The organism is Sporanaerobacter sp. PP17-6a (assembly GCF_900095615.1).
Classification (GTDB): domain Bacteria; phylum Bacillota; class Clostridia; order Tissierellales; family Acidilutibacteraceae; genus Acidilutibacter; species Acidilutibacter cellobiosedens.
In genome coordinates, this window is sequence record NZ_FMIF01000043.1 from 14,542 (window position 1) to 35,601 (window position 21,060).

The 21,060-nt window shown below is 31.4% G+C and carries 22 protein-coding genes and 1 riboswitch; of the genes, 16 read left to right on the forward strand and 6 right to left on the reverse strand.

Features of this window, described 5'->3' with window-relative positions:
- Positions 1-27: 27 nt before the first annotated feature.
- Positions 28-513 (reverse strand): superoxide dismutase family protein, encoded by a 486-nt coding sequence (locus PP176A_RS14935; protein ID WP_071141275.1) that lies wholly within the window; start codon positions 511-513, stop codon positions 28-30.
- 205 nt (positions 514-718) lie between these two features.
- Here PP176A_RS14935 and PP176A_RS14940 point away from each other — a divergent pair, with 205 nt between their 5' ends.
- The 11 genes from PP176A_RS14940 (at position 719) to PP176A_RS14990 (ending at position 10,349) form a co-directional block, all read left to right on the forward strand.
- Positions 719-1,186: a pyridoxamine 5'-phosphate oxidase family protein gene (locus PP176A_RS14940; protein WP_071141276.1), complete on the forward strand. Its 468-nt coding sequence runs from the start codon at positions 719-721 to the stop codon at positions 1,184-1,186.
- Between the two features lie 24 nt (positions 1,187-1,210).
- Entirely contained in the window at positions 1,211-1,672 is a 462-nt protein-coding gene (locus PP176A_RS14945) for a ribonuclease H-like YkuK family protein (protein ID WP_071141277.1), read from the forward strand.
- 33 nt (positions 1,673-1,705) lie between these two features.
- On the forward strand, positions 1,706-2,584 hold the full coding sequence (locus PP176A_RS14950) for a patatin-like phospholipase family protein (protein WP_071141278.1): 879 nt from the start codon (positions 1,706-1,708) through the stop codon (positions 2,582-2,584).
- A gap of 81 nt (positions 2,585-2,665) precedes the next feature.
- A complete protein-coding gene (locus tag PP176A_RS14955; RefSeq protein WP_071141279.1) occupies positions 2,666-3,610 on the forward strand; it encodes a DUF5700 domain-containing putative Zn-dependent protease in 945 nt (314 codons plus the stop codon).
- A 17-nt stretch (positions 3,611-3,627) separates the two neighbouring features.
- Positions 3,628-4,116 (forward strand): PTS sugar transporter subunit IIA, encoded by a 489-nt coding sequence (locus PP176A_RS14960; protein ID WP_083382004.1) that lies wholly within the window; start codon positions 3,628-3,630, stop codon positions 4,114-4,116.
- A gap of 255 nt (positions 4,117-4,371) precedes the next feature.
- Positions 4,372-5,472 (forward strand): metallophosphoesterase family protein, encoded by a 1,101-nt coding sequence (locus PP176A_RS14965; protein ID WP_071141281.1) that lies wholly within the window; start codon positions 4,372-4,374, stop codon positions 5,470-5,472.
- Between the two features lie 2 nt (positions 5,473-5,474).
- Positions 5,475-8,210, forward strand: a complete 2,736-nt coding sequence (locus tag PP176A_RS14970) for an AAA family ATPase (protein WP_071141282.1) — start codon at positions 5,475-5,477, stop codon at positions 8,208-8,210.
- An 86-nt stretch (positions 8,211-8,296) separates the two neighbouring features.
- Positions 8,297-8,980 (forward strand): metallophosphoesterase, encoded by a 684-nt coding sequence (locus PP176A_RS14975; RefSeq protein WP_071141283.1) that lies wholly within the window; start codon positions 8,297-8,299, stop codon positions 8,978-8,980.
- A 19-nt stretch (positions 8,981-8,999) separates the two neighbouring features.
- The gene (locus PP176A_RS14980) at positions 9,000-9,548 is read left to right on the forward strand and encodes a class IV adenylate cyclase (protein WP_071141284.1); all 549 of its coding nucleotides are present in this window, start codon (positions 9,000-9,002) and stop codon (positions 9,546-9,548) included.
- A gap of 61 nt (positions 9,549-9,609) precedes the next feature.
- Positions 9,610-9,822 carry a hypothetical protein gene (locus PP176A_RS14985; protein ID WP_071141285.1) on the forward strand — a complete coding sequence of 71 codons (213 nt, stop codon included), beginning with the start codon at positions 9,610-9,612 and terminating at the stop codon, positions 9,820-9,822.
- A 98-nt stretch (positions 9,823-9,920) separates the two neighbouring features.
- A complete protein-coding gene (locus tag PP176A_RS14990) occupies positions 9,921-10,349 on the forward strand; it encodes a flavodoxin (protein ID WP_071141286.1) in 429 nt (142 codons plus the stop codon).
- Positions 10,350-10,432: 83 nt separating this feature from the next.
- Here PP176A_RS14990 and PP176A_RS14995 read toward each other — a convergent pair whose 3' ends face one another.
- On the reverse strand, positions 10,433-10,630 hold the full coding sequence (locus PP176A_RS14995; protein WP_071141287.1) for a DUF378 domain-containing protein: 198 nt from the start codon (positions 10,628-10,630) through the stop codon (positions 10,433-10,435).
- A 182-nt stretch (positions 10,631-10,812) separates the two neighbouring features.
- Here PP176A_RS14995 and PP176A_RS15000 point away from each other — a divergent pair, with 182 nt between their 5' ends.
- The 3 genes from PP176A_RS15000 to ppsA all read left to right on the forward strand — a co-directional run bounded on the left by PP176A_RS15000 (position 10,813) and on the right by ppsA (position 16,395).
- A complete protein-coding gene (locus PP176A_RS15000; RefSeq protein ID WP_071141288.1) occupies positions 10,813-12,159 on the forward strand; it encodes a L,D-transpeptidase in 1,347 nt (448 codons plus the stop codon).
- Positions 12,160-12,230: 71 nt separating this feature from the next.
- Entirely contained in the window at positions 12,231-13,838 is a 1,608-nt protein-coding gene (locus PP176A_RS15005) for a methyl-accepting chemotaxis protein (protein ID WP_071141289.1), read from the forward strand.
- 187 nt (positions 13,839-14,025) lie between these two features.
- On the forward strand, positions 14,026-16,395 hold the full coding sequence (ppsA, locus tag PP176A_RS15010) for a phosphoenolpyruvate synthase (protein ID WP_071141290.1): 2,370 nt from the start codon (positions 14,026-14,028) through the stop codon (positions 16,393-16,395).
- Between the two features lie 45 nt (positions 16,396-16,440).
- Here ppsA and PP176A_RS15970 read toward each other — a convergent pair whose 3' ends face one another.
- Positions 16,441-16,608 carry a CDIF630_02480 family spore surface protein gene (locus PP176A_RS15970; protein WP_083382005.1) on the reverse strand — a complete coding sequence of 56 codons (168 nt, stop codon included), beginning with the start codon at positions 16,606-16,608 and terminating at the stop codon, positions 16,441-16,443.
- Positions 16,609-16,735: 127 nt separating this feature from the next.
- On the opposite strand from PP176A_RS15970, the gene PP176A_RS15015 reads away from it, so the two are divergent.
- Together PP176A_RS15015 and PP176A_RS15020 are read left to right on the forward strand one after the other, a co-directional pair.
- Positions 16,736-17,329, forward strand: a complete 594-nt coding sequence (locus PP176A_RS15015; protein WP_071141291.1) for an HD domain-containing protein — start codon at positions 16,736-16,738, stop codon at positions 17,327-17,329.
- Between the two features lie 180 nt (positions 17,330-17,509).
- Positions 17,510-18,112: a GNAT family N-acetyltransferase gene (locus PP176A_RS15020; protein WP_071141292.1), complete on the forward strand. Its 603-nt coding sequence runs from the start codon at positions 17,510-17,512 to the stop codon at positions 18,110-18,112.
- A gap of 119 nt (positions 18,113-18,231) precedes the next feature.
- Here the strand turns inward: PP176A_RS15020 and PP176A_RS15025 are convergent, their stop codons facing one another.
- From PP176A_RS15025 to PP176A_RS15035, 3 genes are read right to left on the reverse strand one after another with little or no spacing between them, the layout of a single operon-like run.
- Complete coding sequence (locus PP176A_RS15025) at positions 18,232-19,029, reverse strand: MetQ/NlpA family ABC transporter substrate-binding protein (RefSeq protein ID WP_071141293.1); 798 nt, start codon at positions 19,027-19,029, stop codon at positions 18,232-18,234.
- 12 nt (positions 19,030-19,041) lie between these two features.
- Positions 19,042-19,683 carry a methionine ABC transporter permease gene (locus PP176A_RS15030; RefSeq protein WP_071141294.1) on the reverse strand — a complete coding sequence of 214 codons (642 nt, stop codon included), beginning with the start codon at positions 19,681-19,683 and terminating at the stop codon, positions 19,042-19,044.
- Positions 19,684-20,688 carry a methionine ABC transporter ATP-binding protein gene (locus PP176A_RS15035; RefSeq protein WP_071141295.1) on the reverse strand — a complete coding sequence of 335 codons (1,005 nt, stop codon included), beginning with the start codon at positions 20,686-20,688 and terminating at the stop codon, positions 19,684-19,686.
- Positions 20,689-20,809: 121 nt separating this feature from the next.
- A riboswitch (SAM riboswitch) is annotated at positions 20,810-20,910 on the reverse strand.
- Between the last annotated feature and the right edge of the window lie 150 nt (positions 20,911-21,060).

Here is a 21,060-nt window from a genome sequence, read left to right on the forward strand (position 1 = left end):
ATTACTTAGTCTGACCTTTTTCATACTTTAACAGAGCTTACTTATCACTCCGCAGCCCAATCTTTTCCCTGAATTTCCCGTAGGCTGAGTCCTGTAATCGTCGGGATTTTGGTGTATTATTATGGTTTTTCCTATTATGTCGGCGGGCTTAAATTTATTTGTGAAGAAAATCATCTTTGCATAGCCGCTGTTGGAAAACAGTACGGGGAAGTCCCCGGCATGATTTCCGTGGGGCTGATTTGTGGGATTCCAGTGACTTCCTGCCGAGAGAAAGGGATCTGACGGATCTCCTATTTCGCATGTATTTCCGTCGTGTATATGAAATCCGTGAGGACCTATGGGCATGGTACTGTTATGAGCAGGAGTATATGGCGGAAGCCCCCATACTTCCACGTGTACTTCGGTCCCGCCACAAACATTTAAGAATTTTACTTCGCCGTATAAATTAGGTTGTAGCGGACCTCCGTATATATAAGCTATTGCATTATCGCTGCAGCAATAATTATAATCCATATTAAGACCTCCATTTATTTTTATATATTCATATTATGATGCAATAAATGTTAATGTGCCGATGTGAACAAGATGCCTTAACAGACTATAAAAATGATTGTTTTATGGGACAACATATATTATAATAATTATGTGATTACAATATATGTATTTGTAAGGAAAAAGTCGGATGATAATTAAATAAGAGAGGTGAAGTGAATAAACCATGTTTAAAGAAATGAGAAAAAAAGATAAAGAAATGGATAAAAATTCGGTTATCGATATTGTTAAAAATGGGAAATACGGAATAATGTCAACAGTTGGGGATGACGGGTACCCTTATGGAATTCCGCTGAACTATGTGTATATTGATAATAATATTTATTTTCATTGTGCACCGGAAGGACATAAGATTAATAATCTGAAATATAATGAAAAAGTATCTTTTTGTATAGTGGAATTAGCTGAGATTCTTTCCAAAAAATTTACTACAAAATACAAAAGTGCAATCATATTTGGGAAAGCAAGGGAAGTATTAGAAGAAAAAGAGAAAAAGAAGGCTTTTATGGAGCTTATTCATAAGTATTCAAATGAATACATGGAAGCGGGAGAAAGGTATATAGATAAAAGCATGGATGCTGCAAAGATTTTTAAGATTGAAATAGAGGATATTAAGGGGAAGAAGAATAACTAAATCTATATAAAAGGGATGAAAAAAATGCACAGTCCTACTTATGGCAATATATCTTTTGAAGATATGATTTCGAAGATTAAAAATTTTATTTCCAAATCACCTAATAGCGAATACAATATATCGGTAGGAACGGACAGCCAGAACTTTGACTATACAAAGACCGTAATAGTCGTTTCGGTTTACAGAAGAGGTCATGGAGGAATATTTTTCTATGATATAAAGAATGTAAAGAGAATAAACAATCTGATGCAGAAATTATTTTATGAAACGAGTACCAGTTTGGAGATAGCAGTTAAACTGCTGAAAGCCTTTGAAGAGGAAAAAATAAATTTGGGTATAAGTATTCATGTGGATGCGGGAAATAACGGTTCAACTTCAAAATTCATAAGGGAAATAACCGGATGGGTAAATTCATACGGATTTGACTGTGAAACAAAACCTAATTCCTATGCTGCTTCCTCTATAGCGGATAAATTTTCAAAATAATTTTTCAAATACAGTTAAAAGAAAGGTGATAAAATGACAGTTCAAAATGTTGGATTGGTACTTGAAGGGGGAGGTATGAGAGGAGCTTATACTTCAGGAGTATTAACTGCCATGATGGACAAAAATATAAAATTTTCTTATATAATAGGAGTCTCGGCGGGAGCTAATAATGGAGCGAATTTTATTGCCGAACAAAGGGAAAGAAATAGAAAGGTTTTTGTAGATTATGTAAATCATAAAGGATATTCGGGATTTAAATATTTTTTAGGAAGAAAGGGCTATTTTAATATGGATTTCTTGTTTGATAAACTTCCCAACGAATTGGTTCCATTTGATTATGATACTTTTTTGAATTCTCCGGTAATATTTAAAGTTTGTGTTACAGATAGTAAAACGGGAAAACCGGTTTATTTTGAAAAAAAACAATTTCGGTCAAAAGATGATATTAATACGGTTCTTCAGGCTTCCAGCAGTTTGCCTATAATATCGAATCCTGTAAATATTAATGGAAAGCTATATTTTGACGGGGGGATATCCGATTCAATTCCCGTAGAAAAATCTATAAATGATGGGAATAAATATAATGTATTAGTCCTTACAAGGAATAAAGGGTATAGAAAAAAAGAAGAAAAATTAGGGACATTAGGTAAAATATTATTAAAAAATTATCCAGAAATAATTAATAATATAAAAAAAAGACATAAAATGTATAATAAAGCTTTAAACAAAATTGATGAATTGGAAAGAAATGGACAAGTTTATGTGTTTAGGCCTATAGAAAAAATTGAAGTGAGTAGATTGGAAAAGGATGTAAATAAATTGCAAAAACTTTATGAACAAGGTTATGAAGAAACCATTTCTCAAATTGATACATTTGAAAAATGGTTAGAGCATGTTCAAGATATTCATTAAAATATTAAATTCTGACATACCCTATTCCAAAATACAGTATATATAATTAATGGGAAAAGAAATGGAATGGGGGATAAATTAATGATCTTTGAGAGTCGGGGGGCCGAATTTTTAATCAGTCTTTATAAAAATAATTATTTTGATGAAAAAAAATATAAAGAATGGATAAATACTCATGAAATGAAAGAATTTTTAAGACACGAAAGGGCATTGAACAGAAATACAAGTAAAAGTATTTTAAAGAGAGAAATAATTAAGGTATTAAAAGATAGCAGTTATGAGGATATGTATGGGTATTTTAAAATAAAAAGGAATATTGAACAGATAGAGAAGGATTATAACTATATTAACGATAATTGGGAAATTATTGTTAATAATGCGTTGAAAAGATTGTATAATATTATTCCTGAGTGGGTGGAGATAAATCCTCAAATATTCTTATTAGCCGGAGGAGTTGACGGAGGATTTTGTATTTTTGGTAAAAGGATATATATTAATCTGATAAAATATATAGGGAAAATAGAAGAATTTGAAAAAGTTATTTCTCATGAAATGTATCATATAAGGAAGAATCCTTTTAGAAGAAAAAAGTCTTGGATAAAGAATATGTATTTTTATCCTGAGAAGTACTTATATGAATTATTCGGAAGAATATTAGAAGAGGGAATAGCATGTTTAATTCAACATGAGGCGAACTTTATTGCAGACGATCCTGCCGGTACTCTCACGAAAGAAAACATGAATTTTGCAGAGGCAGAGTTTAAAAAATTAAACGAGATGTTGATATTTGTTAAGAAAGGAAAGCCCCAGTATTTTTCATTTCAAAGATTAAATACCTATGTAATAGGATATAAGATAGCAAAATTTCTTTATGAAAAGGACGGATTATTTATTCTGAATAAATGGACATTGGATTATAATTATAAGGAACCGATAAAAAAATATATTGAAGTATGCAGAGAAAGTAATGTAAATTCAGGATTTACGAGAAATATAGAAGAATGGATTTTATATAATATCGTATGAAAGGAGGACGAAAAAATATGTTTAAAATGTTTTTAAAGGAAAAGTGGATTGATATATTTTCACCTGTTAATGGAGAAATCATTTCTCTTGAAAAATTGGAAGGTGACAATTCTGCATTTAATGATATGGGAAAGGGTATAGGAATAATCCCTTCGGACGGGAAAATAGTAGCACCCTTTGATGGAGAAATTGCCAGTATATATAAAAGAAACCATTGTATAATAGTGAGAAATGAAGACGATATAGAGTTAATAATACATATCGGACTTGATACCAATAAATTAAACGGAGAGGGATTTGTAAGACATGTAGAACTTATGGATAAGGTAAAAAAAGGTGACCTTCTTATAGAGGCTGATATTGACAAAATAAAGGAAAAAGGCTTTTCTATTGTTACTCCGGTAATTGTTTCCCATTCAAATAGAATTGAAGAAATAGAAATGTCCGATGGATTTTTAAAAAGAGGGGAAGATGTTATAATGAAGGTAAAAATGAAGAAAAAATAAGGTCGATATAATTATATTTGAAATTAAAATTCAAGTTTTAAAAATATTAAAGAATTGGTGTTGAACAAAATATGATATCAATTGATTTTTTAATTGCTAAGCATTTTTTTAGCTTTATCTAAAATAAAACTAAAAAAATGCTTTTATTGTTAATTTCAAAGCGAAAAAATGAATAAGAAATTGATAATAGGGGGTTTTTAAGAGAAAGTTATAATGTTATACTTTATATTAGAACAGCAGTTTGGAGGTATATATATGATTAAGATAATCCATACCGGAGATTTACATATAGGAGTCCAATTTAAAAATACGAGCTTTGACGGAATACAATCTAAAAAACGAAGGATTGAACTTTGGGAAACCTTTGAAAGGATTCTGAAAAGGGCTGATGAGAATAAGCCGGATTTTCTTATTATCTCCGGGGACCTATTTGAAGAAGATTATTTTACTATGGGAGATATAAAGAGGATAAGAGACGGCTTTAACAGTATCAAAGGAGTAAATGTAGTTATATCTGCAGGAAACCACGATCCCTTAGATGAAAAATCTTTATATAATCTTATACAATGGCCCGAGAATGTATATATTTTTCATAATGAAAAATTGGAGAAAAAGGAATTTAATAGTCTTAATACTGTTATTTGGGGTTATAGTTGGAAGGAGAAGGAAGAAAAAAAGAGATTATTTGATGATTTGGACAACATAGATAAAGATAAAATCAATGTTCTTGTTCTTCACGGGGATATTTTAAATAAGGATTCCCCGTATATGCCCTTGGATATGGGGGAAATAGAAAGCTTAGGGTTTGACTATGTTGCATTGGGACATATACATAAACCACAGTTTCTGAAAGATAGGATTTCCTACTGCGGAAGCCCCGAGCCTTTAGACTTTGGAGAAACGGGAATTCACGGCATAGTTGAGGGAGAAATTGAAAAGGGAAGAGTATCATTGAAACTGATTCCTTTCAGTAAAAGGATATTTGTAAACAAGGAGATAGACGTCTCCCATATTGCCGGATTTTCAGATGTTATACAAGCTATTAAAAATATAGACGATGAAAATTCGAGGCGAAAAAATTTCTACAGATTAACTTTAAAGGGTATAATGGATAGAGACATCAATTTGGATTTGGAAGAAATAAAGGAAATACTTAAAGATGAGTTTTATCATATAGAAATAATAAATTGTACAACTCCGGATTATGATTTGGACAAACTTTTGAAGGAAAACAATAATAATATTATCGGGATTTTTATAAAAGAGATGATGAAAAAAGGCCTTGAAGATCCTATTGTAAAAGACGGACTTTACTTAGGGCTTAAAATACTTCTTAAAGAGAAGATGGGTGAATAAAGATGGTAATAAGAGAATTAAAGATAAATTCCTTCGGAAAATTCAAGAATAAGGAAATTGAATTCAAAGATGGTTTCAATCTTGTATATGGAGAAAATGAATCGGGAAAGACTACTGTACATAAATTTATTGAGGGAATGTTATTTGGATTTTTTAAGCCTTATTCCAAAAAGAAAATATATACTGCAGACCAGAAAAAGTATATCCCCTGGACGAAAGAAGGCTATAACGGAATTATTAAATATTCCTATAATAACAATATGTATAGAGTTGAACGTAACTTTTTAAAGAAACAGGATGAAGTGAAAATATTTGACGATATTACAGGAGAGGATATCACTGATTTTTTTGAATATGATCCTGTATTGAGGCAACATATTCCCATACTTCCTGAGATGAATATTAACAGTATCATATATAAAAATACGGTAAGCATAAGTCAGATGAACAGTAAGATAGAATGCTCCCTGTCGAAGGAAGTAAAGAATAGTTTGATTAATGTAGGAAAAAGTTTAAGTGAAGATATCTCCATTAAAAAAGTAACGGATTTTTTTAATAATGAAATCGACAATATAGGGACTAAAGAAAGAAAGAAAACTTCTCCTTACGGAAAAGCTGTTGAAGAACTGGATGCCTTGTATAAGGAAAAAGATAAGACCGTTAAGGAATTGGAAATCGTCAATGATTTTTTGTGGAGGCTTCAGGGAACGGAAGAAGAAATAAAGAGATTAAAAACTGATAAGGAAAATGCTGAAATAGAGGTAGAAAAGATAAAAAAATTGCAGCTAATAAAAAAGTATAAGGATGCTTCTCTATTAAAGAATAGTATTGAAAATATGGAAACACAAATTGAAAAATTGAAGAAATATGAAGATTTAAATTTCGATGAATATGGTGAAATAGTATCTCTGACAGGAGAAGTTTATAACTTTAAAGAGAAAGTTGATAATTTAAAAAATGAGATAGAAGAAAAAAACATACAGATCAGAGAGGTTGAAAGGAAAATATTAAAATTAAAAGAATTTGAAGATATGGATGAAAATAAAATAAAAAACATTGTTTCTTCTCTTCAGGATTTTTATATTAATAATAAAAAACTTAAGGAATTGAATGAAAAAATAAAGGGAAAGGCAGAACAGAATATATATAATACAGGTGAATACGAAAATATTTCCGAGGATTTGTATAAATATGAAGAATTGGAAGAAAAAAAGAATAAAATTCTTTATGACCAAGATTATTCAAAATCTTTATTTTTAAAAGTCAGGCTGGAGGAAAAGGAAAAACTGATTAAAAAAAGTAATTTATTTTTTATATTACTAATGGTAGCTCTTTTTTCATTTATCGGAATGGGATTTATAAATAAATTCTTATTTATAGGAATTATACCTATTTTTTTATTTATTATATATATTATATCCCGAAAAAAGGAAATTGAAGATTATGTTGTCAACTTGAAGGGACAAATAAATGAGATTAATAATAAAGAAGAAAATAAAGAAGGAGAGATCGGGAAAATAGAAAACGAACTGAAGAACATATTGAGTAAATATGATCTCAAATCTAAAATTGAACTGAAAAAATTATTAAATTCAAATTATGAAAGAGATTTAAATTTAAAGAGCGAGGAAAAAAGTTTAAAGGATATTAAAGATGAAATAATTGAATTAAATAATGTTGTAAAAAAGTTACGGGAAGATTGTAATGATTATTTTATTAAATTCAGTTTGGATGAAAACTGTTCTTTAAATGATATTAAAAATATTGAAATAAATTATGCGGATTATAGAAATTTACTGGATAAGCATAGAAACTATATGGAAGAAAATAACAAATTAAAGGGAAAATATAATTTTTCTATAGAAGAAACAGAAAGGGTATCCAAGAACATAAGAAAATTGCTTAACAAGAATAAATGCAGCTCTCTTGAAGAATTTAAGGAAGGGTTGAATAAGAAAAACGAATATAAAAGTTTAAAAGATAAATTAGAAAATGATAATATACTTTTAAATAATATTTTGAATGAAAATAATTTTGAGCGGTTAAAAGATCAGGTCGGTTCTTTCAAAGAAGATGTAGACTATTTTCATAATGAAGAAAATAAGGATGACCTTATGGACCGTATTAAGAAATTGGATACAAGGATTTCCAAATTATATATTGATAAGACAGTATTTGAATCTAATATAAAGAATGCTTATTCGGGTATAAGACCTTTGGTAGAGATAATTGAGGACATAGAGAGAAAGAAAAATGTTATTGATTATTATGAGAACAAAATTAAGTCTTTAGTCTTAGCAAGGGACACTATAGATAATATTTCAAAGAATATTCATAAGGAATTTGCTCCTCTTTTAAATGAAAGGATAAGTAGCTTAATCAGGATGATTACTGATGAGAGATATAAAGAAGTTAAGATTAGCGAAAATATGGATGTTTCTGTAGAAGATCCGGAAACCGGAATGTTAGTAAATATAGAACAATTAAGTGGAGGAACTATGGATCAGCTTTACTTTGCAACTCGATTTGAGATTATGGATACTATGGAAGAAGAAAAGATACCGTTAATATTAGACGATTCTTTTGTTCAATATGATTATAACAGATTGAAGAATATTTTAAAATTTTTGTCAAAAGATGTTTCCGGCAGACAAATAATTCTTTTTACATGTCATAGAAGAGAAAGGGAAATATTAGATGAATTAGGTGTTAAATATAATTATATAAACCTTAGTTAAAGTAATACTTTAACTAAAACAAAACTGTATATTAAGCCATATTATACTTAAAGTTAATCTTTAACTTTAAACCGAGAGGTGATGTAATGATTTATGGGATAGGTGATTTACATTTAGACAATACAAAGACAAAACCCATGGATATATTCGGAAGTTTATGGATAAATCATGAAGAAAAAATATTCTCAAATTGGAAAAAAGTAGTAAGCAATGAGGATGTAGTTTTAATTCCCGGGGATATTTCTTGGGCAATGAACATAGAAGAGGCTTATTTTGATTTAAAAAAGATAGATTTACTTCCGGGCAAAAAGGTAATAACTAAAGGGAATCATGATTATTGGTGGGAAAGTAAAAGAAAATTGAAATCCTTGGAATTGAAAAGCATCTTTTTCCTTCAAAACGAAAGTTTTGATTTTAACAAAGTTTCCATATCCGGAACAAGAGGATGGATTTCAAAGGATTCGGAAGGGTTCGATTCCCATGATGAAAAAATTTTTTCCAGGGAATTAAATAGGTTAAATCTTTCTCTTTCTCAGAAAAAAGAAAATATTGACAAGAGAATTGTAATGCTTCATTATCCTCCTTTCAATATGGATTTAACTCCTAACGAATTTGTCAGTCTCATGAAAGAAAAAAAAGTGGATTTATGCATATATGGCCATCTTCACGGAGAAGGACACAGATATGTTGTTGAAGGATTAATTGAGGGTATAGAGTTTCTATGTGTTTCAAGTGATTATTTGAATTTTTGTCCCAAGAAATTAATGTAATTAAATAGGAGGAACATTTATGAGTAAGGAATTAGAAGTAAAAATATTAGATATAGATTCAAAGAAAATGGAGGAAAAACTCAAAAATATTGGAGCAAAATTGATAAAAAAAGAATACCAGATTAATATAATAATTGATGGAAAAGACAATTATATTCAACAAAAATTAAACAGTTATTTAAGAATCAGAGAAACTCAAGATTTAATGTCCAATAAGGTAAAAGATACCTTTACTTTAAAACAAAATATTTCTAAAGATGGGATAAGAGAAAATATTGAAACCGATGTAGACATCGATAATAAGGAAAAACTTATATATATACTAAAAACTTTAGGGCTTAATGTAATACATGAAGGAAAGAAAAAAAGAATTTCTTATATGTATGGGAAAGTCAGATTCGATATAGATACGTGGGATAAAGACACATATCCTTATCCTTATATGGAAATAGAAGTTGAGAAGAAAGAAGATTTGAAAAAAATATTAGAACTATTGGGAATAGATAGAAATAAGATAAGCACAAAATCGATTGCTGAATTAAGGGAGGATTTAAGGATTAATTTGTAACCAAAATTTTTTTTAGGCATAGAATAAGTATTATAGGTTTATACATAAAGGGGGGATTGTGATGTTTAGCGATCTGTTTAAAGGAGGAAACAACAATTTTATATTGCTCTTTCTGTTTATAATACTTATTTTTGGATTTTCTGGTTCATTCGGTTTGAATACGGATTCTGAAGGAGGAGGAATATTAGGAAATATATTAGGAAATATATTAGGCGGAATTGATGAGACATGGATATTTTTAATCTTCTTAATAATTCTTTTCTGTAATTTTTAGCAATTTGTCTTTACAAAAGAGGCATATTATAGTATGATAATTATGGTGATAATGATAATCAATATCAATATTATAATATGAAAGGAAGCGATTTATAAATGAAAAAATTAAGTATAATATATTGGAGCGGTACGGGGAATACAGAAGAGATGGCAAATATTATATATGAGAGTGCGAAAGAACAAGGAGCCGAAGTTATACTTAAGTTTGTAAATGAGGCAGCTTTAGAAGATATATCAGAATCCGATGTAACGGCTTTAGGGTGTCCTGCCATGGGAGATGAAGTATTGGAAGAAAGCGAAATGGAACCATTTATAGAATCCATTGAAGATAAAATCAGCGGTAAGAAATTAGCTTTATTTGGTTCTTATGGATGGGGAGACGGAAAATGGATGATAGATTGGGAAGAAAGAATGAGTTCCAAGGGAGCTAATATAATACATGATGCCTTAATAATTAATGGAAAACCGGAATCTGATGAAGATACAAATCTTTGCAGAGAATTTGGAAAATCATTAGTTAAGTAAAGCCATTTTTATTAATGATAATTTTAATAAACCCCTTATACCAACATCAGAATTTTAATTATTCTGATGTTGTTTTATTTGTATTATTTAATTTTTTCTCTGTTTCTCAATAGAAATTTTATACAGTACAGCCCTGATAAACCTATTAATCCATATATTAATCGGCTCAATATATTGGAAGAACCTCCAAATATGGTAGCTATAAAGTCAAACCTGAATATTGCTATGATACCCCAATTTATAGCACCAATTATTACTAATATTAGAGCAAATGCATCCATAAAATACCTCCCTTTAAAGTTTATTGTTTATATTATTGCAATATATTAAGATTAGTATTCTTAGTAACAGACAAAAATATTTATTATAATTTTTGTTCTTAATAAATAAGGATTTTTTACATATTTTATTGGAATAATAATAATAACTATCTATCAATAAATAAAAGAGGAAGGTGACAATATTGAAATATAATCAGAGATGGTCTTTGATTTTTATTTTTTTAATGATTCTTACCGGATGCAATTCAAATATTTCGGAAAAACCCAATACGGATAAAGGAACAGAAAAAGAAAATCCCGAAGAGGGTTATTATAATTTTGTTGAGAGAGATATAAATTCGATTAGCATTAATGAAGAAAATAAAATTACCGATAAAATGAGTAAGAGCAATAGAAAAATTTTATCTATGGCGGATTCCAAGAACTTAAATACAAACAATAATTTTGTTCTTTTAAGAACTTTTAATACTCAACTGCCCCAAGGATTAGCGTTGAATTTAAGTTATAAAAAACACTTAATGCCCTATGATTATTTTTTAACTACCAAAGATAATGTGAAAGTATATAATATGCCTTCTGTTGATGGAAATGTAGTGGGAGAATTTAATAGTTTGGAAAAAATAAATCTGTTAAGTGAGGTTAAGGGCGAATATATAGAGAGCACAAAATCTCAAAAATGGTATGCAGTGACATGGGAAGATAATGATTTGGGTATTTTGTACGGTTTTGTTCCTAATGGTTCGGGAGAGATAAGGAGTTTTAAATTTGATACCATGTTTTCAAATTTAAAAAAATTAGAGGATGAATTAAATAAAGGAAAATATGGATATATTTCTAATTATCGCGATGCTAACGGTTCGCCTCCCCTTATAAATAACAAAGGAATCGACAAATATGGAGTTCAGGCTTATCAAAGTGCTCCCGCATATTCTGATTTAAACAATAAAAAAGAATTCAGATATTTTCCCGATGGAATGATAGTATTTGTTCAAGGAGATGTTAAAGGGTACTACAAGGTTAAGGCTTTAGGATATGAAGGGACGTATTGGATTCCCAAAGAGTATGTATCCTTTGATAACAATATTGATAAACTTACCAAAGCGGTGGTTGTTGATGTAACCAATCAAAACCAAGCAGTATTTGAAAAAATATCGGGAAGCTGGAATATGGTTTCTTATAATTTGGCAACTACGGGAGTAAGAAGTGAAAAGATGTTTGAAACTCCTATAGGAAATTTTAAAGTCCAAGAAAAGAAGGACAAATTTGAGTATTTAAATGATGCCACCGGAGAAATAGCGGGATATGCTCCTTATGCCATAAGATTCAGTCAAGGGGGATATATTCATGGAATTCCTGTAGAATATGTAAAAAAAGACGGAGAAAAAATCGATCCGGGTATGAAGGAGGAATTAGCTACCTTGGGAACATTTCCGAGATCCCATAAATGTGTGAGGAATTATACAAGCCACGCTAAATTTTTATATAACTGGGTAAGTCCAAATGATACGTCAGTAATAGTATTTAAATAAATATTTTGAGAATAAAATACAGTTGTGATATTATAAAAATAAGGAAAAAAGAGAGAATAGGGGGTAATATTTTGAAAAATAGTAAAATTTTATTGCTGGAAATTGTGAAAATAGCAACTGTAATAGGTTTTATGGTTTTATTCGGGAAAGAGGGCAACTGGATATATGTTGCAGGAGCAATTATAATTATTGTATTTGATTTAATAATTAAAAGATTATTTAAGAGTTCAAAACAGGTTGATGAATTAAAAACCGGTATTAAAGAAGTAGCTGAAGGAAATTTATCTAAAAAGTTCAGTGCTAAAGATGTGGAATTCAAGGAAATAGCGGATAACCTAAATAAAATTATGCAGGATTATCGATCAGCTTTGGCACAAATACTTTATAATTCGGAACAGACTTCTAATGTAACAAAAAAATTAGCTTCTGCAACGGAAGATACCAATAAGGCTTTGGAAGACATCGCGAAATCCGTAGAACACATGGTGGGAGGGGCTTCCCAACAAGAAAATATGATCGAGTCTGTAATTAAAGAGACAAAAAATTTAGAAGAGATTTCAAATGATACATCTAATGAAAATGTCAAAATTCATGAGCAGTGGGAAAAGACCAATAAGGATTTTGATGAAAGCAAACATAATTTGGAGGATTTAGCTGACGGAATGGTCAGCAGGACTTCCAATAATAGAAATGTATTGGACAAAGCAAAAGAAATGTCCCAAAATATTAAAGAAATAAATAACATAGTAGGGTTGGTAAGAGGAATTTCAGAACAAACAAATATGCTTGCATTAAATGCGGCTATTGAAGCTGCCAGAGCAGGTGAATATGGGAAAGGTTTTTCAGTGGTAGCAGATGAAGTCAGAAAATTAGCAGAGGAAACAAAGAAGGCCACAGATAATATAGACAACATGATAATGAAGTTTGGAAATGAAATAAGCTTTTTTCTAAATAATTTGGAAGAAAGCATTAATAAAGAATTATTGGATACGGAAAAAGTCCAAAGTACTAAGTCCTCTTTTGAAAAAATGACTAAATCTTTGTCAGAGGTTGATATTGTTATAAATAATACCAAAAATAAGATGGAGACTCAGAAAGATGTTCTTAAAAAAGTATTGGATAGCTTAACGGAAGTATTTCAGATATCTCAGGAAACGGCAGCCGGTACTGAGGAAATTTCCGCTTCTGTTGAAGAACAAAGTGCCATAATGGCGGAGATTTCTCGTGATGCAAGTGCCTTGGATTCAAGAAATGAAGAATCGAAGAATATATTGCAATCCAGTTCGAAAATCAAGATTGAAAAAAATAAATTAGATAACATTATAAATAATAACAAAAAAATAATAACTGAGTTGGCCGGCAGAGATGAAATAAGGCAGGTTAAAGATAATTGCAAAGGTGTGTTTAAAGAATTTTTAAAGAAATATCCCGGCATCGATGCCATATACTTTTATGATATAAATGGAAAATTGCTTGCAGACAGTGAGGAAGGAATGGATTATATAGATCCTTCAGACAGGCCTTGGTTTCAAGAAGCCATTAAAGGAGAAGTTTATGTTTCCGATCTTTACCTGGGCATAGATTGTAAGAAGGTAATAGTTACAGCTTCATCTCCTGTTTATAATCTACAGAACGAAATTGTAGGAATAATAGGTCTTGACTCCATAATAGAAAGTTAAAACAGACTAATATAAAATATATAAATTTAAAGTTGATAAAAAGTCTTCTGTTTAATATCTGAATAGAGGACTTTTTGTTTTTTAAAAAGTTTTTAAAAATTATTAAAAAAGTTTTTAAATAGTATGGCATATTTATATAAATGTGCTATAATATATATTATAAATGCTAAGGGAGGTATTAAGATCCATGACATACAAATATATAAAATGGTTTGACGAAATCAGTAAAGAAGATATACCTATAGTAGGGGGAAAGGGAGCAAATTTAGGAGAACTGACACAAAAGGGAGTAAGCGTACCGCCCGGGTTTTGTATTACTGCAAAAGCATATAGTGATTTTATATCGAAGGAAGAATTGGGAGATAAAATTAGAAGAAAGATAGAAGGATTAGATATAGAGGATTCAGCGAAGCTACAGATGAGAAGTTTGGAAATAAGGGATATTATTAATAATTCTCCTATGCCAAATGAAATAAAAGAGGAAATAGAAAGAGCATATAAAGAATTTAGTATAAAAACGAGAATTGAAAATCCATTTGTTGCTGTCAGAAGTTCTGCAACGGCCGAAGATTTACCTGAAGCTTCTTTTGCAGGTCAACAGGATACATACCTGCATATCAGCCGTATAGATGAAGTATTAAGGTACACCAGAAAATGCTGGGCATCTCTTTGGACAGCAAGAGCAATTTATTATAGAGAGAAACAAAATTTTGATCATTTTCAGGTTTCATTAAGTGTAGTCATTCAGAAGATGATTAACAGCGAAAAATCTGGGGTAATGTTTACGGCTAATCCCATAACAAATGATGTTAATCAGTTAATGATAAATGCCAGTTGGGGTTTGGGGGAAGCTGTTGTGTCGGGAACTGTTAGTCCGGATGAATATATTCTTGATAAATGCAATAAAAAAGTAGTCGAGAAGCATATTTCCGAAAAGGTTGTAATGGTAGTTAAAAACGAGGAAGATATCGGAACGGTGGAAGTAAGGGTATCGGACTTTTTAGGATATGATTTTATCAATAAGCAGTGTCTGACAGAAGAAGAAATAGATGAATTGGCCGAATATGGCATAAAAATTGAAAATATCTATGAAAATTATGAAGATATCGAGTGGGGATTCGATAAGGATACAAAGAAATTATATATATTGCAGGCGAGACCTATTACTACATTAAAAAATAGAGTAAAGAAAGAGGTGAATTCTATGGGAGAAAAGAAAGAATTAAAGGTACTTACTAAAGGATTATCGGCTTCGCCGGGAATTGCATGCGGAAATGTAAAGAATATTTCAAATATCAGCGAGATTTCAAGAATAGAAGATGGGGATGTTATTGTAACGGTGATGACTAATCCGGATATGGTCCCAGCCATGAGAAGAGCCCGTGCAGTAGTTACCGACGAGGGAGGAAGAACGTGCCATGCGGCAATTGTTTCAAGGGAATTGGGAATTCCATGTATAGTGGGAACTAAAACCGCTACCGAAACTCTTAAGGAAGGAATGAGTATAACGGTAGATGCAACAAGGGGAGTAGTATATGAAGGAAAGGTATTTAAGAAGGAAAAAGAAGACACAGGGAAATCAGATATATCTTCCCAAAATCCCGCGGCATTAGACAATTTAGTATATCAATTGTCTCCTATTACGGCAACTAAAATATATATGAATTTGGGAGAACCTTCAATTATAAATAGATATAAAGAATTACCTTTCGATGGGATTGGACTTATGAGAACCGAATTTATATTTACTAATATGATAGGAGCCCATCCTATGTATTTGGTTAAGACAAATCAAGGTAAAGTACTTATAGATAAGATGTCGGAAGGAATAACTACGGTTGCTCAAGCAATATATCCGAAGCCTATTGTTGTGAGACTTAGTGATTTCAGGACTAACGAGTTCAGGGGTTTAAAAGGCGGAGATGAAGTAGAACCCGTTGAAAATAACCCCATGATAGGATGGAGAGGCGTATCACGATATATATCTCCTGAATACGAGGAAGGTTTTAGACTTGAATGTAGGGCACTTAAGAAGGTAAGGGAGGAATACGGACTTACTAATGTTTGGGCGATGCTTCCATTTGTAAGGACTACTTGGGAACTGGTAAAGGTTAAGGAAATAATGGCATCGGAAGGACTGGTACAAGGAAATAATTTTAAATTGTGGATAATGGCAGAAGTTCCTTCCGTAGTATTTGAAGCAGAAGAGTTTGCTCAATTGGTTGATGGTTTCAGTATAGGAAGTAACGACCTTACTCAATTGATAATGGGAGCAGACAGGGATTCCGGGATATTAAATAATATGGGTTATTTTGATGAAAGAAATGAAGCAGTAAAGAAAGCAATATCCATATTAATTAAAGCTACACATAAATACGGAAAGACTATTTCCATATGCGGCCAAGGGCCGTCCCAATATCCTGAATTCGCAGAATTCTTAGTTCAAGAGGGAATTGACAGTATGAGCGTCAATCCTGATACGGTCAATTATACCAGAAGGTTGGTTGCCTCTGTTGAACAGAGAATTATACTTAAGCAAGCAAGAAAATTAAAATAGACAGATAGACCCTATTATAGGCTGATATTTTGGTAGAATATCAGCCTACTTTTTATTTTCTTCCACCCATTTTTTGGCTTCTATAACTCCTCTGAGACTTGGTATGGATACTTTAGATTCAGGTTTTAATTTTTCCGTATCGTCATAAGCATTCATACTTTGAGGTTCAATGGGCATATCGGGTTTTTTAACCTTTGTTTTTTTCTTTTTCATATTTTCACCTCTTCCATTACTTATTATTTACATATCAGAAAATAAAATTCCGGGATAAACTTATTTTTTAAAAGAATCATTTATGGTAGACTAATAGGTGAATTCGAATTATAAGGGGGATGAAGATATGGACTTCAAGGAATTAGATAGGGAAATTGAATTTATTGTAGAACTGGACAAGATGAAGAGCATATTCAGACAGACGAGTCTTATAAACGGTACAAGGAGAGAAAATGATGCGGAACACTCTTGGCATTTAGCATTGATGACTATGATATTATCGGAATATGCCGATAACAAGATTGATGAATTTAAGGTAATAAAGATGGTGGTGATCCATGATTTGGTCGAAATATACGCAGGAGATACATTTTGTTATGATGAGAAAGGAAATATGGATAAAAAAGAAAGAGAACTTAAAGCAGCGGAGAAAATATTCGGAATGATTCCGGGGAAGAAAGGAGAAGAATTGAGGTCCCTTTGGGAGGAATTTGAGGCAATGAAAACGGATGAAGCCTTATTTGCAGCTTCCATGGACAGACTTCAACCCTTTATAATGAATTATAATTCTTCGGGAGGAACATGGAAAAAATTTAATATTTCAAAAAAACAGATACTTAATAGAATTGCCCCGTTGAAAAGAAGTTCAAAAGTGCTTAATGATTATGCGGAGAGACTAATTGAAGATTCTTTCAAGAAAGGATATATAACTAAAGAATAAGAACTATATTTTATTTGTCAAATTCAAATTTGTATGATATTTCTGCTTGCGATTAAGAAAGTAAGGTATGTTGGTGTAATCTGAAAGCTAATAGTATTATACAGCAGTGATTATCAATAGAAATAAGTAATAACGCTTTGTTTTCAAAAGCTGCTATAAATAAGAAAAGGAGACATTAGTATGAAAACAATTAGACTGGTTCAGGAAACAGATGCCGCAGAAATTCTGGCAATATATGAGTTCTACATTAAAGAAACAGCTATTACTTTTGAATGTGAGACTCCTTCCTTAGATGAATTTAGAAATCGCATAAAGGAAATATCATCCGAATATCCTTATATAGTCTGCTTGTCGGATAAAAAAATTATTGGATACGCATATGCGCACAGACAAATGGAGCGGGCTGCGTATCAATGGAATGCAGAGTTGTCTGTGTACATTGATAAAAACTGTTTGCGCTGCGGAGTGGGCAAAGCACTTTACAATACCTTGATTGAGATATTGCAGATGCAAAATGTGCGCAACGTATATGGGGGCATTACATCTCCTAACGAAAATAGCAAAAAATTGCATGAACACCTCGGATTTAAAAAATTAGGTGTATACCACAACACAGGATATAAGTGCGGCGCATGGCATGATGTTGCATGGTTTGAAAAGACTATTGGAAATTACGATCTTGACCCTAAACCATTCTTATCAATTCGAGAAATTGACAAGAAAACAATTATGGAAATATTGAATCGTCATAATGAATTGCTTAATTCCATGTTAGCAGAATAACATGGGGCAATGTTGACAATCTCAGATAATTCAGTATAGCCTGCAAAAAAATGCGCCTTAGCGCATTTTTTTGTTATGGAACTATATATGCAATTGGTAATTGTGTATTTTTCAAAGTTCTAAAATGCAGGGATTACTCCGCCATTATATTTTTCTTCAATGAATTTTTTTACCTTTTCGCTTTGGAGAGCTTTTATTAATTTCTGGAATTTTTCTTGGTTTTCTTCTCCGCCTCTTACAGCAACTATATTAGCATAAGGGGAGCTTTTATCTTCAAGTATTAAAGCATTTTTCGTAGGAACAAGATTAGCTTCAAGGGCATAATTTCCGTTGATTACAGCACCATCTACATCTCCGAGTACTCTTGGCAATTGAGCGGCTTCCAATGCCTCAAATTTTAAGTTCTTTGGATTTTCTGCGATATCATTTTCTGTAGACAAAATATTATCCGGATCTTTTAATTTTATTATTCCGTTTTCCTGAAGAAGCAGAAGTGCTCTTCCTCCGTTTGTAGGATCATTTGGAATCGCAATGGTACTTCCGTTGGGAATTTCATCTATGGATTTGTATTTTTTGGAATATAATCCCATGGGTTCAATATGAACAGCACCTATAGATACGATATTTATATTTTGCTTTTCTTTAAATTCGTTCATATAAGGGAGATGTTGAAAGAAATTAGCATCGATTTCTTTGTCGGCTAAGGCCGTATTTGGCTTTACATAGTCGGTAAATTCAATTACTTCGAGTTTAATTCCCTCTTTTTCTAAATCATCTTTAATCAAATCTACAATTGCTTTGTGAGGTTCGGGAGAAACTCCGATTTTTATTACATTTTCTGCACTTTCTTTTTTCCCGCACCCGGTGAGCAAAGTAAAAATTAAAATGGCAATTAATATTAAACTGAATTTTTTCATTATAATTCCTCCTTATTTTTTATTTAATTTGTGAGCCAATTTATTGCCAAATAGCTGTATTCCCTGAACCAGAATAATAATTATTATTACGGAAACTACCATTATGTCGGTTTGAAATCCATAGAGCCCATATCTTATGGCCAGATTTCCCAAACCACCTCCTCCGATAGCTCCTGCCATAGCAGAATAGCCGATTAAATTGATAACAGTTAGGGTAATTCCTGACACTAAGGAAGGCATAGCTTCGGGAATCAATACTTTAAATATGATTTGTCTGACTGTAGCTCCCATGGCTAAACTTGCTTCCACGACTCCTTTATCTACCTTTTTTAATGCCTCTTCTATTACTCTTGCAACGAATGGAGCGGCAGAAATGGAAAGAGGGACAATTGTAGCAGTCGTTCCGATGGTCGTTCCCACAATAATTCTGGATACGGGAAAAACGAGGATCATGAGTATGATAAAAGGAAAGGATCTTAGAATATTGATTATTCCTTCCAGAATCTGATTTAACATAAGCTTCTCCCATATTCCGCCTCTTTCGGTAATTGTTAATAATACACCTAAAGGGAATCCTAAAAGGAGAGAAAATATAGTAGAGAAAAATACCATATATATAGTTTCTAAAGTTGCTTCATATACCAGTTGCCCCATTTAAATCACCTCGAAATTGATACCTTGATTATTAAGCCAAGATAGGGACTTTTCTATTTCTTCATTTTCTCCGTCTACTTGAACAATCAAATATCCAACGCTCGTTTTATTTAGATCGTAAATATTTCCGGAAAGTATGTTTACAGAAATATTAAATTTTTTTATCATATCGGATACAACCGGTTTTCTTGCGTTTTCTTTACTAAAGCTTAGTCTTATTAATTTTCCGTGATCAATTTTAGGCAGTGGAACGAATTCATCGGTGTTTATATTCAGGCTGTTTATAAAAGAACGACTAATTTTTGTCTTAGGATGTCTGAATAATTCTTCGACAGTATTTGATTCTATTATTTTACCGTTTTCTATGATAGCGACTCTGTCACAAATATCCTTAACCACTTCCATTTGATGAGTAATCATGATTATGGTGACATTGAATTCATCTCTTATTTTTTTTAGCAATGCCAAAATCGATTTGGTGGTTATCGGATCCAATGCGGAAGTACCTTCATCACTGAGGAGTACTTTAGGGTTATTTGCTAATGCTCTTCCTACTGCTACTCTTTGTTTTTGACCCCCGCTTAACTGGGCTGGATAGGAATTTATTTTATCTTCTAATTCAACATATTTCACGAGTTCTTTTGTTCTTTTATCTATGTCTTTTTTATCCATTTTTTCCAATCGCAATGGAAAGGCTATATTATCGTATACATTTTTTGAGGAAAGAAGGTTAAAGCTCTGAAATATCATTCCTATTCCCTTTCTTTCTTCTCTCAGTTCATTTTTATTCAAATTTGTGATATTCACATTATCAATTATTATTTTTCCGCTGTCAGGTTCTTCAAGACGATTTATACATCTGATAAGAGTTGATTTACCTGCACCGCTCAACCCTATTATTCCAAATATCTCACCTTTTTCTATGTTTAAATTTATATTTTTTAAAGCAATAATTTTTTTATTATCTTGTATATAAGTTTTTGATAAGTTTTCAATGGTAATCAACAAATTCACCCCTTTAAAGAATTACTCTGTGAAGTAATAAAGACAATAAAATACCTCTCTCAATGATTTAAGGTTTTTTAAATAAAAAAACCTCTTTTCGGAAGAAAGAGGACTATATCCCCTCTCATCTCTCGGCAAGTATTACCGTAGGAATTGGCACCTTGTATTTACACAGGTTGCCGGGTTTCATCGGGCCAGTCCCTCCACCTCTCTAGATAAGAGCTTAAACTTACTATTAATTTGTATAATAAATATTCTAATAGTAATTTAAGTTTTTGTCAATATTTTTTAAAAATTAAAAACTATGTTTCCATTAAAAATTTTTTTATAATATTTTATTATAGTTAAAGTATTTTTCTATGAATAAAAAAC

Bases quoted from the DNA above. Each gene is read 5' to 3' on its own strand.
- PP176A_RS14935 (WP_071141275.1), bottom strand. From the start codon at position 513: ATGGATTATAATTATTGCTGCAGCGATAATGCAATAGCTTATATATAC.
- PP176A_RS14940 (WP_071141276.1), top strand. From the start codon at position 719: ATGTTTAAAGAAATGAGAAAAAAAGATAAAGAAATGGATAAAAATTCG.
- PP176A_RS14945 (WP_071141277.1), top strand. From the start codon at position 1,211: ATGCACAGTCCTACTTATGGCAATATATCTTTTGAAGATATGATTTCG.
- PP176A_RS14950 (WP_071141278.1), top strand. From the start codon at position 1,706: ATGACAGTTCAAAATGTTGGATTGGTACTTGAAGGGGGAGGTATGAGA.
- PP176A_RS14955 (WP_071141279.1), top strand. From the start codon at position 2,666: ATGATCTTTGAGAGTCGGGGGGCCGAATTTTTAATCAGTCTTTATAAA.
- PP176A_RS14960 (WP_083382004.1), top strand. From the start codon at position 3,628: ATGTTTAAAATGTTTTTAAAGGAAAAGTGGATTGATATATTTTCACCT.
- PP176A_RS14965 (WP_071141281.1), top strand. From the start codon at position 4,372: ATGATTAAGATAATCCATACCGGAGATTTACATATAGGAGTCCAATTT.
- PP176A_RS14970 (WP_071141282.1), top strand. From the start codon at position 5,475: ATGGTAATAAGAGAATTAAAGATAAATTCCTTCGGAAAATTCAAGAAT.
- PP176A_RS14975 (WP_071141283.1), top strand. From the start codon at position 8,297: ATGATTTATGGGATAGGTGATTTACATTTAGACAATACAAAGACAAAA.
- PP176A_RS14980 (WP_071141284.1), top strand. From the start codon at position 9,000: ATGAGTAAGGAATTAGAAGTAAAAATATTAGATATAGATTCAAAGAAA.
- PP176A_RS14985 (WP_071141285.1), top strand. From the start codon at position 9,610: ATGTTTAGCGATCTGTTTAAAGGAGGAAACAACAATTTTATATTGCTC.
- PP176A_RS14990 (WP_071141286.1), top strand. From the start codon at position 9,921: ATGAAAAAATTAAGTATAATATATTGGAGCGGTACGGGGAATACAGAA.
- PP176A_RS14995 (WP_071141287.1), bottom strand. From the start codon at position 10,630: ATGGATGCATTTGCTCTAATATTAGTAATAATTGGTGCTATAAATTGG.
- ppsA (WP_071141290.1), top strand. From the start codon at position 14,026: ATGACATACAAATATATAAAATGGTTTGACGAAATCAGTAAAGAAGAT.
- PP176A_RS15970 (WP_083382005.1), bottom strand. From the start codon at position 16,608: ATGAAAAAGAAAAAAACAAAGGTTAAAAAACCCGATATGCCCATTGAA.
- PP176A_RS15015 (WP_071141291.1), top strand. From the start codon at position 16,736: ATGGACTTCAAGGAATTAGATAGGGAAATTGAATTTATTGTAGAACTG.
- PP176A_RS15020 (WP_071141292.1), top strand. From the start codon at position 17,510: ATGAAAACAATTAGACTGGTTCAGGAAACAGATGCCGCAGAAATTCTG.
- PP176A_RS15025 (WP_071141293.1), bottom strand. From the start codon at position 19,029: ATGAAAAAATTCAGTTTAATATTAATTGCCATTTTAATTTTTACTTTG.
- PP176A_RS15030 (WP_071141294.1), bottom strand. From the start codon at position 19,683: ATGGGGCAACTGGTATATGAAGCAACTTTAGAAACTATATATATGGTA.